Below are 14,363 nucleotides of genomic sequence, written 5' to 3'. Positions count from 1 at the left end.
AGTTTAATTAAGTGTAAATTCAATAATTTTTTTAATTACGTCCTGATTTCCCAATATCTTTCGGTGGCCAAGACCTTCTGTTAAAAGTAAACTTCCTTTTTGGAGGTGTTGATGAATATGAATCCCTGCTTTTACAGAAACTTCCGGGTCATTTTTATCATGAATCACCATAACAGGAAATGCTATTTCTGCTGCTGCTTTATATGCTGAAAAGTCATCCATTTTTACCTGATATTTATTTTCAAAATAATCACGCAGTCGATTACTAATTTCGGGTTTTAATCTTAATTTCGAAACAAATTCATCCAAAATATCCTGTACAATATCACCACTGCCTATAATAACAGCTTTTTTTACATTCAAGCCGCTTTTAATTGCATTCAGAACTGACATTCCGCCTAATGAATGACCTACAGCAATTTCAAACGGTCCGTATTGTTTTTCTATTTCTAAAATCGAGGCTATAAATTCAGACATTATGGTAGTACTGCCTTTCGATTTTCCGTGTGCGGGAGCATCAAAACTCACAATTGAATATCCGTGTTCTAAAAGTGAATCCGCAATTTTAAATAATTGTGTTCCGCGTCCGGACCATCCATGAACCAGTAAAACTTTCTTCTCGCTTTTACCATACTCATAAACTGTAATGCTTTTATCAATTGACGGCACAGGAGCTGTATTCTGGATGCTTTCAGATTCCATTTTTAATTCTCTTTTCGGAATTTTATGTTTTATGGGTGTTGTAAAAAGTTTTGCTGCATAAGCCGTTACAAGCTTCTGGGAAACAAACGCGCATAATTTCGCATAAATAATAATAAACAATGGTATTTTTAAGGATTTTACAGGATTTGATGTTTTTTTTGGCATAATGATAATTTTTATTTTGGAGCAAAATTCTACTTAGTTTTTTCCTAAATTTAAAAAACATAAAATTACAGAATAATAGCAATTTACGTATTAATTTAATTTAGTACGAATTCCATAAAACAGGAGTCTTAAATGAACATATTTCATATTAGCGCAGAATGTTACCCAATGGCCAAAGTTGGCGGATTAGCTGATGTTGTGGGGGCACTGCCAAAATATCAGCAAAAAGCGGGAAATCAGGTTAGAGTAGTGGTTCCTGGATATGATACAAAGTTTAAAAATGAAAATGATTTTCAAACGATACATTCAGGCAATGTTGTTTTAGGCAATTTTATGTTCCCTTATAATGTTCTAAAGGAAGCAACTGATAAACTCGGGTATGAATTATATCTGATTGAAATTAAGGAGTTATTTGACCGCCCGAATGTTTATGGTTATGAAGATGATATCGAACGTTTTTTGTCTTTTCAGATTGCGACTTTAGACTGGATTTCGGCTGATGATATAATTCCGGACGTCATCAACTGCCACGACCATCATACAGGTTTAATTCCGTTTATGCTTCAGTTTAGTTATAAATATGAAGTTTTGAGTAAGGTCAGAACTGTTATCACGATTCACAATGGATTGTATCAGGGATGGTTTGGTCATGATAAAATGCATTATATTCCGGAGTTTGATGTACGTCATGCAGGTTTTCTGGAATGGCATAATTCCTTGAATTCACTTGCTGTAGCGGTTAAATGTGCTGACGCAGTGACCACAGTTTCCCCGAGTTATCTGGATGAAATTAATATTTCGGCAAACGGACTGGAATCATTATTCAATAAAGTTCGAAGCAAATCAAAAGGAATTTTAAACGGAATAGACATTGAAGTATGGAATCCTTTGACAGATAAAATGCTTGATTCCCATTATTCGATTGATAATTTTGACTTTGGAAAACAAAAAAACAAGGAAAAACTCTGTGAACGATTCGAATTAGATCCTTCAAAACCTTTGTTTAGTTTTATTGGAAGATTATTCGATGAAAAGGGCGGAGATCTTCTGCCACAGGCTTCAGCAATCGCGCTGTCTGAAAATTTTGAAAATATCAATATTCTGATTTTAGGATCCGGAAACCCTGATATTGAAGCGCAGTTAGTAGCGCTTAGAAATAAGTACAAAGGAAATTACAATGTTTTCATAGGATATAATGAAGAACTGGCTCATTTGATTTATGCCGGTTCTGATTTTATATTAATGCCTTCAAGAGTAGAGCCTTGCGGATTAAACCAAATGTATGCACTGCGTTACGGCACAGTTCCGATTGTAAGAAGAACAGGAGGTTTACGGGATACTGTAATTGATTTTGGAGATAATGGAAACGGAGTATGTCATGATCAGGCTTCGGTTGAAGATATCTGCTATTCTATTAAGCGCGCAGTAAATCTGTATGATGATAAAACTAAATTCAATGAAATAATAAAAAAAGGAATGTCAACGGATCATTCCTGGGAAAGAGTTTGCAAAGAATACATCGAAACATATAACCAAATAATTCAGAAAAATGAAAGTTAACAAAAAGGGAGTCGTTGCTATTATTTTAGGAGGTGGTCAGGGATCACGTTTGTATCCGCTAACAGAAACAAGGTCAAAACCAGCTGTTCCTATTGGTGGAAAATACAGATTAGTAGATATTCCGATATCCAATTGCATCAATTCGGATATTTTTAAAATATTTGTCTTGACACAATTTAACTCGGCTTCTTTGAATGCGCACATTAAAAATACCTTTAATTTCAGCATTTTCAGCCAGTCCTTTGTTGATATTTTAGCAGCAGAACAAACCCCGGACAATCCGACCTGGTTTCAGGGTACTGCCGATGCGGTACGACAATGTATGTCGCATTTTTTAAAACATGATTTTGAATATGCATTGATACTTTCAGGAGATCAGCTGTACCAAATGGATTTTAACGAAATGCTGGACGCACATATTGCCGCTAATGTACAGATGTCAATTGCTACTTTACCAGTAAATGCTAAAGATGCGCCTGATTTTGGAATCCTTAAAAGCAATAGTGAAAGTTGTATTGAAGCTTTCATAGAAAAACCGAATACTTCACTTTTGCCTGAATGGGAATCTGAGGTTAGTGAAGAAATGCATGCTAAAGGAAAAAAATATTTAGCCTCAATGGGGATTTATATTTTTAACCGTCAATTGCTGGAAGAATTAATGGCTGATCCGGAAACTAAGGATTTCGGAAAAGAAATTATTCCGCAAGCTGTTGGAAAGCATAAAATTCTAAGTTACCAATACGAAGGCTACTGGACCGATATCGGAAACATTGATTCTTTTTTTGAAGCCAATATTGGTTTAACTGCTGATATACCTGAGTTTAATTTGTTTGATGATGAAAACAAAATCTTTACACGTCCAAGGTTACTGCCTCCTTCAAAATTTAGAAATTCAAACATTAATCAATCCCTGATTTCTGAAGGCTGTATTATCAATGCTAATGAAATTAAAAATTCGGTTATAGGTATACGATCCAGAATTGGCAACGGAACTGTGATTCAGCATTCTTATGTTATGGGAAATGATTTTTATCAGGATCTGGATGAAATGAATCGTGATACCCAAAACAATAAAATACATATAGGAATTGGTGAAAACTGTTTTATAAAAAATGCCTTAATTGACAAAAACGTGCGTATTGGGAACAATGTTCATATCAACGGAGGCAAACATCTGGAAAATTTTACTAACGAATTATACACTATTAAGGATGGTATTGTTGTTATCAAAAAAGGCGTTGTGATTCCGGATAATTTCAGGATAGATTGATTTTTAGTGCTTATTCCGTAGTAATCAGTCCCTGGTAATTAGTAAAAAAATATTTGCTTTTACAAAAGGACTGTCACTAAGTATTGATAACAAAATTTCTACACAAAAAACTAATTACTAATTGCTAAGGACTAAGGACTAAGCACTAGTTACTAATTACTAAAAAAATATGTCCAACGTTATTACGCATTCTCTATTTACTGATTTTGATATTGATTTGTTCAAAGCCGGGAAGCATTTCAGGTTATATGAAAAACTGGGTGCGCACTTAATTGAAGTCAATGGGGTAAAAGGTGTTTATTTTGCTGTCTGGGCGCCAACTGCCCAATCTGTTTCAGTTGTAGGGGATTTTAATTACTGGACTCAGGGAGAACATTTACTGCAGGTGCGTTGGGATTCTTCGGGAATTTGGGAAGGTTTTATACCAAATTTAGATAAAGGTGTTATTTACAAGTACAAAATACAGTCTCATATTGATGGGATTATTACCGAAAAAGCCGATCCTTTTTCTTTATACTGTGAAAAACCGCCACATACGGCTTCAGTAGTCTGGGATTTAGATTATAACTGGAAAGACGAAAAGTGGATGCAGTCACGTCACGAACACAATGCACTGGATAAACCTTATTCGGTTTATGAAGTACATTTGGGCTCCTGGAAGCGCGGGAATGACAATAGGTTCCTGACATATCTCGAATTGGCTGACGATTTGGTTGCTTATGTTAAAGAAACCGGTTTTACACATGTAGAATTTATGCCGGTTATGGAGTATCCTTATGATCCTTCATGGGGTTATCAGCTGGTGGGTTATTTTGCTCCAACATCCCGTTTTGGCAAACCACAGGATTTTATGGTCTTGGTTGACAAACTCCATCAGGCGGGTATTGGTGTGATTCTGGACTGGGTGCCGTCACATTTTCCAGATGATGCACACGGTTTAGGATTCTTCGATGGTTCGCATTTATATGAGCATCCTGACCGCAGGAAAGGCTATCATCCGGACTGGAAAAGCCTTGTTTTTAATTATGGTCGTAATGAGGTTCGTGCTTTTTTAATTAGTAATGCTGTTTTCTGGCTTCAGAATTATCATGTTGATGGTTTACGTGTTGATGCCGTAGCGTCAATGTTGTATTTGGATTATTCCAGAAATGATGGCGAATGGGAGCCTAATATTTATGGTGGAAGGGAAAATCTGGAGACAATAAGTTTCCTAAAAGAATTTAATGAAGTTATTTACGCTAATTTCAACGGCGTTCAAACCATTGCAGAAGAAAGCACTTCTTTTCCGATGGTTTCCAGACCAACCTCTTTTGGAGGTTTAGGCTTTGGGATGAAATGGATGATGGGATGGATGCACGATACTTTAAAATATTTTCAGAAAGAAACGGTTTACAGAAAATACCATCAAAACGATTTGACTTTTTCGATGACCTATGCCTTTACCGAAAATTTCATGCTCCCTTTTTCACATGATGAAGTGGTTTATGGAAAACAATCAATTGTCTATAAAATGCCGGGTGATGAATGGCAGAAATTTGCCAATTTAAGATTGCTTTACGGTTACATGTTTACGCATCCCGGAACCAAGTTGTTATTCATGGGAGCTGAGTTTGGGCAAACGGCCGAGTGGAATTTTGAGAACAGCCTGGACTGGCATTTATTGAAATATGATTTTCATTCAGGGGTAAAAGATCTAATTACAGATTTGAACCAGTTGTACAAATCGAGTCCGGCGTTGTATGAAAAACAATTTACCGGAGATGGTTTTGAATGGATTAACTATTCCGATCATCAAAATGCGGTTATATCTTATCTGCGAAAAGGAAACAAAGCTAAGGAAAACCTGGTTGTTGTCTGCAATCTTACTCAGGTTGTCCGGGAGAATTACAGAATTGGAATTTCTCAAAAAGGAAACCTGAAAGAAATTTTTAATAGTGATTCCAAACTTTACGGCGGAAGCGGTGTCGCAAATTCAGGAATAGTAAAAATAGAATCTTCTCCTTATGATGGAAGAGATTATTCTGTAGAATTAATTTTGCCTCCTTTAAGTGTTACGGTTTATTCTTTTGTATAATCGATTTCGTCCATGCTGTGATTTTGTCATTTTAAAGGATATAAATTACTGAATTAGTTTTTTTTTGATGTGTAATTTATCACTCATTTAGAAAAAACGTTTTCGTTAATAAACCTTTTATTCATAGGGGATTACTAAGTTTTTTTGTAAGTTTGAAACTAAAGGCAGTATCATTCAAAATTAATTCATTATTCATATGATTACAAATACCGCACTAGAATATAAGGGCAATTTATTTCCATCCAAAGTCGTTTCGTATGAACATGAAGGCGATTCCATTTCTTTTTACACAGACAATAACGTAATTTTAAAAGTCACTATTCTCAGGGACAGTTTAATTCGTTTTCGTTTTACCACAAAAGGCTATTTTAGTAATGATTTTTCGTATGCAATTGATAAAAGTCAGCTGCATGGTTATAATTTTCTGAATGTTGCCGAAGAAGAAAATCATTTTGAAATCAGGACCAGTAAAGTAAAATGTAAAATTAAAAAGGCAGATCTTCGTTTGTCGGTTTACGATCTAAATGATTTTTTAATTCTCGAAGACGAACTTGGCTTTCATTGGGAGGAAAGCTACGAATATGGCGGAAACATTGTAAAAATGAGTAAATCATCAAAGGATGGTGAATGTTTTTACGGTCTTGGTGACAAAGCCACGCAAATGAATTTAAAAGGCAAAAGAGTTGAAAATTTTGCTACGGATCAATATGCTTATCATAAAGATCAGGAACCTTTATATAAAGTAGTTCCTTTTTACATTGGCCTTCATAACAAACAATCTTACGGGATTTTCTTTGACAACACCTTCAGAACTTTTTTTGACTTCTGTCAGGAGAGAAGAAACGTGACCAGTTTCTGGAGTGAAGGTGGAGAAATGAATTATTATTTCGTTTATGGCCCCCAAATGCAGGATGTGGTTACTACTTATACTCATTTGACTGGTAAGCCGGAATTACCGCCACTTTGGGTTTTAGGGTATCATCAGTGTAAATGGAGTTATTATCCGGAGAGTAAGGTAAAAGAAATTACTTCAAAATTCAGGGAACTTAAAATTCCTTGTGATGCCATATATCTGGATATTGATTATATGGATGGTTTTCGATGTTTTACATGGAATAAGGATTATTTTCCTGATCCAAAGAAAATGGTTGCAGAACTTGCCGAAGATGGCTTTAAAACCATAGTAATTATTGACCCGGGAATCAAAATTGATAAAAACTACTGGGTTTATAAAGAAGGTCTGGAAAAAGACTATTTCTGTAAAAGAGCTGACGGGCCTTATATGAAAGGAAAGGTCTGGCCGGGCGAATGTAATTTCCCGGATTATACCAACCCTGCAGTAAGAGAATGGTGGGCTGGATTGTTTAAGGAATTAATCTCAGACATTGGTGTAAAAGGAGTGTGGAATGATATGAACGAACCTGCCGTTATGGAGGTTCCGAATAAAACTTTCCCAATGGATGTACGTCACTTTTATGATGGAAATCCCTGCAGTCACAGGAAAGCACATAATATCTACGGTACGCAAATGGCAAGGGCAACTTACCATGGTGTAAAACGATTTGTATATCCAAAGCGTCCATTTGTCATTACAAGATCTGCTTATTCAGGTGCTCAGCGTTATACCTCTTCGTGGACAGGTGATAACGTAGCAACATGGGAACACTTGTGGATTGCGAACATTCAGGTTCAGCGTATGAGTATTTCCGGAATGGGTTTTACAGGATCTGATATAGGTGGATTCGCCGAACAGCCAACAGGTGAATTGTACGCACGCTGGATTCAGTTAGGTGTTTTTCACCCTTTTTGCAGAACACATTCTTCAGGAGATCATGGAAATCAGGAACCCTGGGCTTTTGATGAAGAAGTAATCAATATTACCCGAAAATTTGTGAGCCTTCGTTATCAGTTACTCCCATATTTATATACCATGTTCTGGCAGTATATCGAAGAAGGAATTCCAATGCTAAAACCTTTGGTTTACTACGATCAGGATGATACGCAGACACATTACCGTAATGATGAATTTATCTTTGGAAATCACATATTAGTCTGTCCGATTCTGGAGCCTAATGCTGTAGGAAGACGTATGTATATTCCAAGAGGTGAATGGTACAACTATTGGACAAATGAATTTGCAACAGGAGGAAGAGAAATATGGATTGACACTAAGCTTGATGAAATTCCGGTTTTTGTAAAAGCAGGGTCAATTATCCCGAAATATCCGGTTCAGCAATATGTTGGGGAATTAGAATTTGATGAACTTGTACTCGATTATTACTTCAAAATAGGAAAGGAAAAATCAGAAGTTTATGAAGATGCACAGGATGGTTATGATTATAAAAAAGGCCGATTTAGCTTTTTATCTTTCAGAACTATAGGAAAAGAAAAAGAATTAATTATTCAGCTTCATAAAGAAGGGAAATACGAAACTCCTTACAGTAAATACAAAATAAATTTTATAGGATTGCCTTTTAAAGTGACTGAAATTGAAATTGACAATGAAAAGATTGAATTTAATGCCGATGATTTTGAATTGAACCGTTTTTTAATTGTTGATAAAGGGTTTAATGAGCTTCATATTATTGGGGAATAATTTCTTTTATATTATGAAATCAAAAAGCCAAATCCGTTTTGGACTTGGCTTTTAATATTCGTCAGATATTTCTAGCAAATTGAAAAAGGGCGCAAGTTTTAAAAGTCAAACCCCGTTATTTTAAACTCAAATACTTTTAGGATAGTGTCATTATTTTTTGACACTACCACGGTGTATTTTTCTTTTGCGTTGCAAATAAATGATACGTTTATTTATAGGACTCTTTAAATTTTTGCTCACTTAAATACAGTCTTTTATTGACCGTTTCTAAAGGTTTATTATTTAAGAACACTTCAAAACCGCTATTATCTTCGCTTATTTTTATCTGAATTTCATTATCTCCGGTATTCTCATTTTTAAATTGTTCATTGGTTTTTTGCCAGTCAAAAAAGACTCTTCCTTCAAATTTTTCTCCTTTGCCTGTTTCCCAAAAAAAAGTAATAGCACTCGGAATAGCCCTTTCTCGTTTGGCAGGATGTAATGATATAGGTCGAACTCCAACCTCAGATTCTGCATTAAAATATTCAGTCATAACTTCAAAAAGTCTGAAGTTTGAATTTGTAGAAGCTATTACAGGTCGCCAAACATATTTCTTACGGTAATTATCCCATTTTGCAGGGTTTGCATCTGGAATCATTCGGGTATTTCTTATTTGTTGCCTTGAAACTGTGATTCTGGATGAAAATAATTTGTCCGCTAATGCTTTGTCGTCTTTGACAACTTCTGCCTGATAGCGCCCCAGTTCTTTTTGAGTAGCACCATACCGCAACCACACCACAACCATCCCTTTTGGTGCAAAGCCAAAAACCAGATCTCTAAACTCCGTATAGGCTCTTTGGTCGAATTTTCTCTCATATACGTATTCTTTTAGATCTTCGTTATATTCTGAATCTTCATAATTACAATAAAATCTTTTGGTTAAATCCTCCATAGTAGCCACAGGAAAATCTACATTCAAGCGGTAAAAGGTGTCTTCATATTTAGCATAATAGGTAACATTTACCTCGATAGGGGTGCCATACTGTTCTGTCCAGTGTGCATGCGCAGCACCCCATTCTCCTGAAGAGCCTCCGTAAGGAAACGAGGCTGACCATCCTTTCTCAATAGTTTTTATTTTATCATAAACCAGTTCGATCCTATATTTGTTTTCAGGATGGCACATTTCTACGTGAAATTGCGGTAATTCTTTTTTCATTTGACAACTCATTAATTGGGTAAAAACAGCAGCTACTAAACTACGATACAGTACTTTTCTTTTTATTTTATCCATGATGTATTTCTCTTTTTTTGTTGTCAAATGAATGGCTAGTTATTTATAGGACTCTTTAAATTTTCGCTCACTTAAATACAATCTTTTATTAACTGTTTCTAAGGGTTTATTATTTAAGAACACTTCAAAACCGCTATTATCTTCGCTTATTTTTATCTGAATTTCATTATCTCCGGTATTCTCATTTTTAAATTGTTCATTGGTTTTTTGCCAGTCAAAAAAGACTCTTCCTTCAAATTTTTCTCCTTTGCCTGTTTCCCAAAAAAAAGTAATAGCACTCGGGATAGCCCTTTTTCGTTTAGCAGGATGTAATGATATAGGTCGAACTGCAATTTCAAATTCTCCATTAAAATATTCAGTCATTACATCAAAAAGTCTGAAATTTGAATTTATAGAAGTTATTACAGGACGCCAAACATATTTAGTTCGATAATTATCCCATTTTACAGGGCTTATATCTGGATTAAAATGTTTTTCACGTACTTGTTTTCGATTCATTGACCATGATGCAAATAATTTTTTTTCCAGAGCTGCGTCATCTTTTACGACTTCTGCCTGATAACGACCGAGTTCTTTTTGGGTAGCACCATACCGCAGCCAAACCACAACCATCCCTTTTGGTGCAAAACCAAAAACCAGATCTCTAAACTCAGTATAGGCTCTTTGATCAAATTTTCTCTCATATACATATTCCTTTAGCTCTTCGTTATATTCTAAATCTTCATTATTACAATAAAATCTTTTGGTCAAATCCTCCATCTTTTCTACTGGAAAATCTATATTCAAGCGATAAAAGGTATCTTCATACCTTGCATAATAGGTAATGTCAGCTCCTATTGGAGTTCCATATTGTTCTGTCCATGATTTATGAGAATCTCCCCATTCTCCTGAGGAGCCTCCATAAGGAAACGAAGCTCGGTTTCCTTGGAGGGTTTTTATATTATCATAAACAGGTTCGATTCTATATTTGCTCTCTGGGTCGCACATTTCTACGTGAAATTGCGGTAATTCTTTTTTCATTTGACAACTAATTAATTGGGTAAAAGCAACAGCTACTAAACTACAATACGATACGATTTTTTTTATTTTATCCATGATGTGTTTCTCTTTTTCTATATTTTTGTAACAAAGCGCCTTCTTTAGATGGTGCCTGGCTTTCGCGTGTTTCCAGTCCAAATTTATTGGCTTTTACGGACCAGTGTAGGTATTCGTTTCGTAAGGTTTTTAAATCCTCAGGATTTATATAATCAAGATACGATAGTTGTCGCAACTCATTTAAGTATTCCTGTGCTAATGTTGGTTTGTTCTTTATATATTCATTTCGCAAATCACTGCAGGCTTTCATATAGTTCATTATTTGATTGTAAACTCCCTGCAAAAAAACATCACTTATTTCGTGTTTATTTTCAATTATATTAGTGTCATATTTCACACCAAAATGATCGGAGAAAAAAAACATCTTTTTTAGAGGTATTTTGTCATAAGTATTGCGTAGACCTTTTCTAGTGCCCACAACGGTATAGAATGTTTCGGCATCATCAACGCTTCCTTTTGTTTCTGTACCTAAATCTGAATCACGAAGAACGCCTGCAGTAATTTGATAGGGTTTATACCAGCCTTCGTTAATTACTATTTGTCTAAATTTTTCAATCTCGATATCCGTATCATGAATTACCCTGTTGTATATTGATTCTCTTTTGTAATACAAAACAGAAACTTCGTCTTCCAGATCATTATAAGCACCGCCTATGTCACAATGTACGCCCGGCAAGGTATATTCTAGCCCATTTAATCCTGCACTTGTGATATCGGTAAGGTCAAAATTTTCTCTATATTCATCATCAGCCGAAAGCTGAAAAACAAAATGTGAATTTTTAATGGCATTAAGATCTAAGTCGCTTACATCATTGCCATGATAAATCCCGTAAGAAGCAACCGTATCATAGAGCCCTGTAAAATTGAATTTAATTGTTTTTGGATTAATTTCGTTTTTCAGCAAGCAGGCTGCAAAATAACCGTGTTTGTATAATAAAGGGCTGTAGGATACCTTAAACCTAAAATCTGCAGTTTCCATTCCCTGGTAGCTATGAGGTGTGTTTACCGTTATGTTGTTCTCCCTATCAGTATTAAAAATAATAGCGGGACTATTGGCAACATGCAAAAAATGTCTGGCTGCCGCTGCACCACGGCTAAAACCAAAAACATTTATTTTTAATTCATCTATTTTTTTTCCTTTGTATTTCTTCTTCGAAACTTTTTTCCCAGCTTCAACACACGCCTTTATTACTTTTGCCATTACTCCTCTATTGCCTATGCCCAGCGCAACATCCGGTAAAATATCGTCACTCTCTAAATCTTCTGTACCTATCCCTTCTATATAAATACTCTCCTGAAAAGAAACATTTGTAGCTACAGTATCATACCCCCGGGCGACATTGGTAAAATCATTGGTATAACTATCGTCTTCATGGTTCGATTCCTTATAATTTTTACCTTCTATTGTATTGGTTTTATTGTTTTGGGTACCATCAAAAAAAATATTTAATGTAATTGTAATACAGTCACTCATAGAATCAGCAGCATGCAAAGGCTCATAATTGTGATAAAAAATGCCATCTTCATCTCCGTACCAATTGTTATTTTGAGCCGCAATAAAGTCTACATTACCTTTGGTTGCACGTATATCAATATCGTCTGTAGCGGTTTTTTTTAAGGTGCCGCCTATAATTCTTGTAATGCTCATGACTAACCGTTTTTAGATATTTCTCCACTATAGTTATTTACATTTTTGGCACCTCGTACATTGATGTTTTTTTCGGTACTATTTAAAAAAACTTCCTGAGCCATTTCTTTAATGTCTTTGCTCTCGGTTTCTTTATTCCCTTTTATCCATTCAAACATACTTCCTACAACATTTAAGGTGAAATTTATTCCGATAGAAATAATTTTTGAACCTGTAATTGTTTCGGTATAATTTCCGCCAACAGTATTGGTTTTATTAAGGCCAACATTGGTATTCATATTTTGTCCGGCATTCATATTAATATTCTCACCAGCATTGAAGGTCATGTTTTTAGGAGCATTCACATCAATATTTCCCTGGCCATCCATTTTCCAGGTATTGCCGCTTGGATCTTCAATCAAAATACTTCCATCGCCGTCGTTCAGAATAAATTTGATTCCTGAACGGGTGTGAATTGCCTTCACATTATTCTGACCGTCTGCATAACCACTGGTTTCACTTCCATTGTATTGCGTTCCCAAAACATACGGATTCTGTGCATTGCTTCCTTCAAAACCTACTAAAACTTCTTCATCGATTTCCGGAATAAAATAAAATCCTTTGCCTGAGCCTGAGTGTGGCTGTATCATTCGGATCCAGTCAGTTGAATTTCCGCCTGCCCAGTTGAACTGTACTTTTATACGTCCCAATCCTTGCGGATCATTATTATCTTTTACTTTGGCTGGCTGTGTTTCTGCTTTGGCAAATGTATGTACATCTGTATAATGTGGTGCTGCAACATCTGCCGGAATAGCTTTGAAATTGCAGCAATAATTTCCGTGAACCTGCGAGATGTGTGATACTTCTGTCACAATGAGTTCATGTTCTACAGTCTGGTTTATAATACTAAAAACCTGTCCAAGTCCTAACGGAAAATAAGAAGTACCGCTGTAATATACGCTATTGGCATCACTTCCTGCGGTTTGCAGTCTGACCATTTCTTCAATTTCTTCATTGCTTTGGGCATTGGTTGTGAAAGCTCCATTGTTCAGGTCGTTTTGTGCAACCGTTCCCTGATTGTGTCCTATAACTGCTGAAAAGCTGTCTTTGCTGCCTCCTGCAGTTCTGGCTGAAGCATTACGAATACTGGATGCTCCATTGTAATCATAACCTCCCAAAGAAATCTTATGCGAAACCATATTCGCCTGTATTTTAAAATTATGCAGCGAAGAACCGTTGATGAGTTTTATTTTACTGGTTTTGGTCTGTCCGAACTGCATTCGCATTCCGTCAAAATAAAACCATTGTCCGTAACGTTTGGCCAATCGCTTCAAGAAATCAAAATTGGTTTCGTTATACTGCGCCAAGTATTGAAATTCCTGCAGATAAGTAGCTTTTATAGCATCTCTTTCGTAAAATTCTCCCGGACCTTCTGCTAAAATATCCAGTACAATATCATTCATACCTCTTTGCTGGTAGGTTCTCGATTTTTTCATATCATCAAGAACGATAGTGTGGCTAATACCTTTGACATGTAATCCTTCGGCGCTGCCATGAAGATCTATAGAAGAAAGTTCTGTAATGATTCCTTTGCTCATCAAACGGATTCCCGTAAGGCTTTTAAAGGTAAAGATGACTTCATCTCCGAGATAGGTTCTGATGGCCTTTGCCTGATCTGCCGGATTGATGATCGCCTTGCCGGTATATTGCCAAACGAAAGAAAAATGATGGTGATCGGCCATCTTTTGTGACAATTCTAAGTTATAATAAACCACGTTTTGGGTAAAACTTCCTATGCTGATGTGTACCTGATCTGAAAAATGTGCCATAAGTAATTTGGGGATATATTAAGTAAGAATTTATTTTCAAAAATAGAACTTAAATTTACTTTTGCAAACATATTCTGATAAAATTGTATTTTATTATTCTTATGTAGTTGTATAAGACAGATTTAGAAGTTTATTAATCTTGCATTCCGGTTTAAAATTCTATAATTTATTGCCG

Annotated in this window: 9 protein-coding genes; 4 read left to right on the top strand and 5 right to left on the bottom strand. The window is 35.7% G+C overall.

Translation table 11 applies throughout. The features are described from left to right. Nucleotides 1-3: 3 nt before the first annotated feature. Entirely contained in the window at nt 4-867 is an 864-nt protein-coding gene (locus GXM17_RS02240) for an alpha/beta fold hydrolase (RefSeq protein WP_163397651.1), read from the bottom strand. 132 nt (nt 868-999) lie between these two features. Here GXM17_RS02240 and GXM17_RS02235 point away from each other — a divergent pair, with 132 nt between their 5' ends. The 4 genes from GXM17_RS02235 to GXM17_RS02220 all read left to right on the top strand — a co-directional run bounded on the left by GXM17_RS02235 (nt 1,000) and on the right by GXM17_RS02220 (nt 8,367). Next, on the top strand, nt 1,000-2,427 hold the full coding sequence (locus GXM17_RS02235; RefSeq protein ID WP_163397650.1) for a glycogen synthase: 1,428 nt from the start codon (nt 1,000-1,002) through the stop codon (nt 2,425-2,427). After that, complete coding sequence (locus tag GXM17_RS02230; protein ID WP_163397649.1) at nt 2,417-3,697, top strand: glucose-1-phosphate adenylyltransferase; 1,281 nt, start codon at nt 2,417-2,419, stop codon at nt 3,695-3,697. The genes GXM17_RS02235 and GXM17_RS02230 overlap by 11 nt, the downstream gene beginning before the upstream one ends. Nucleotides 3,698-3,866: 169 nt before the next feature. Further along, on the top strand, nt 3,867-5,771 hold the full coding sequence (glgB, locus tag GXM17_RS02225) for a 1,4-alpha-glucan branching protein GlgB (RefSeq protein WP_163397648.1): 1,905 nt from the start codon (nt 3,867-3,869) through the stop codon (nt 5,769-5,771). Nucleotides 5,772-5,967: 196 nt separating this feature from the next. After that, nucleotides 5,968-8,367 carry a glycoside hydrolase family 31 protein gene (locus tag GXM17_RS02220; RefSeq protein WP_163397647.1) on the top strand — a complete coding sequence of 800 codons (2,400 nt, stop codon included), beginning with the start codon at nt 5,968-5,970 and terminating at the stop codon, nt 8,365-8,367. Between the two features lie 208 nt (nt 8,368-8,575). Here GXM17_RS02220 and GXM17_RS02215 read toward each other — a convergent pair whose 3' ends face one another. From GXM17_RS02215 to GXM17_RS02200, 4 genes are all read right to left on the bottom strand, one after another. Further along, nucleotides 8,576-9,637, bottom strand: a complete 1,062-nt coding sequence (locus GXM17_RS02215) for a DUF2931 family protein (RefSeq protein ID WP_163397646.1) — start codon at nt 9,635-9,637, stop codon at nt 8,576-8,578. Between the two features lie 39 nt (nt 9,638-9,676). Then, complete coding sequence (locus tag GXM17_RS02210; RefSeq protein WP_244307313.1) at nt 9,677-10,657, bottom strand: DUF2931 family protein; 981 nt, start codon at nt 10,655-10,657, stop codon at nt 9,677-9,679. A 67-nt stretch (nt 10,658-10,724) separates the two neighbouring features. Next, the gene (locus GXM17_RS02205; protein WP_163397645.1) at nt 10,725-12,380 is read right to left on the bottom strand and encodes a phospholipase effector Tle1 domain-containing protein; all 1,656 of its coding nucleotides are present in this window, start codon (nt 12,378-12,380) and stop codon (nt 10,725-10,727) included. A gap of 2 nt (nt 12,381-12,382) precedes the next feature. Further along, nucleotides 12,383-14,188, bottom strand: coding sequence for a type VI secretion system Vgr family protein (locus GXM17_RS02200; protein WP_163397644.1), 1,806 nt, complete (start codon nt 14,186-14,188; stop codon nt 12,383-12,385). Nucleotides 14,189-14,363: the final 175 nt, after the last annotated feature.

Origin of the sequence: Flavobacterium fluviatile (assembly GCF_010645065.1) — a bacterium.
In the GTDB taxonomy this organism is placed as follows: domain Bacteria; phylum Bacteroidota; class Bacteroidia; order Flavobacteriales; family Flavobacteriaceae; genus Flavobacterium; species Flavobacterium fluviatile.
The sequence above is the reverse complement of the archived record's forward strand: the minus strand, read 5'-3'. Positions and strand labels throughout refer to the sequence as shown.

What these genes read in the sequence shown, in the direction of transcription:
- GXM17_RS02230 (WP_163397649.1), top strand. Translation starts at nt 2,417, where the DNA reads ATGAAAGTTAACAAAAAGGGAGTCGTTGCTATTATTTTAGGAGGTGGT.
- GXM17_RS02210 (WP_244307313.1), bottom strand. Translation starts at nt 10,657, where the DNA reads ATGAAAAAAGAATTACCGCAATTTCACGTAGAAATGTGCGACCCAGAG.
- GXM17_RS02235 (WP_163397650.1), top strand. Translation starts at nt 1,000, where the DNA reads ATGAACATATTTCATATTAGCGCAGAATGTTACCCAATGGCCAAAGTT.
- GXM17_RS02205 (WP_163397645.1), bottom strand. Translation starts at nt 12,380, where the DNA reads ATGAGCATTACAAGAATTATAGGCGGCACCTTAAAAAAAACCGCTACA.
- glgB (WP_163397648.1), top strand. Translation starts at nt 3,867, where the DNA reads ATGTCCAACGTTATTACGCATTCTCTATTTACTGATTTTGATATTGAT.
- GXM17_RS02240 (WP_163397651.1), bottom strand. Translation starts at nt 867, where the DNA reads ATGCCAAAAAAAACATCAAATCCTGTAAAATCCTTAAAAATACCATTG.
- GXM17_RS02220 (WP_163397647.1), top strand. Translation starts at nt 5,968, where the DNA reads ATGATTACAAATACCGCACTAGAATATAAGGGCAATTTATTTCCATCC.
- GXM17_RS02215 (WP_163397646.1), bottom strand. Translation starts at nt 9,637, where the DNA reads ATGGATAAAATAAAAAGAAAAGTACTGTATCGTAGTTTAGTAGCTGCT.
- GXM17_RS02200 (WP_163397644.1), bottom strand. Translation starts at nt 14,188, where the DNA reads ATGGCACATTTTTCAGATCAGGTACACATCAGCATAGGAAGTTTTACC.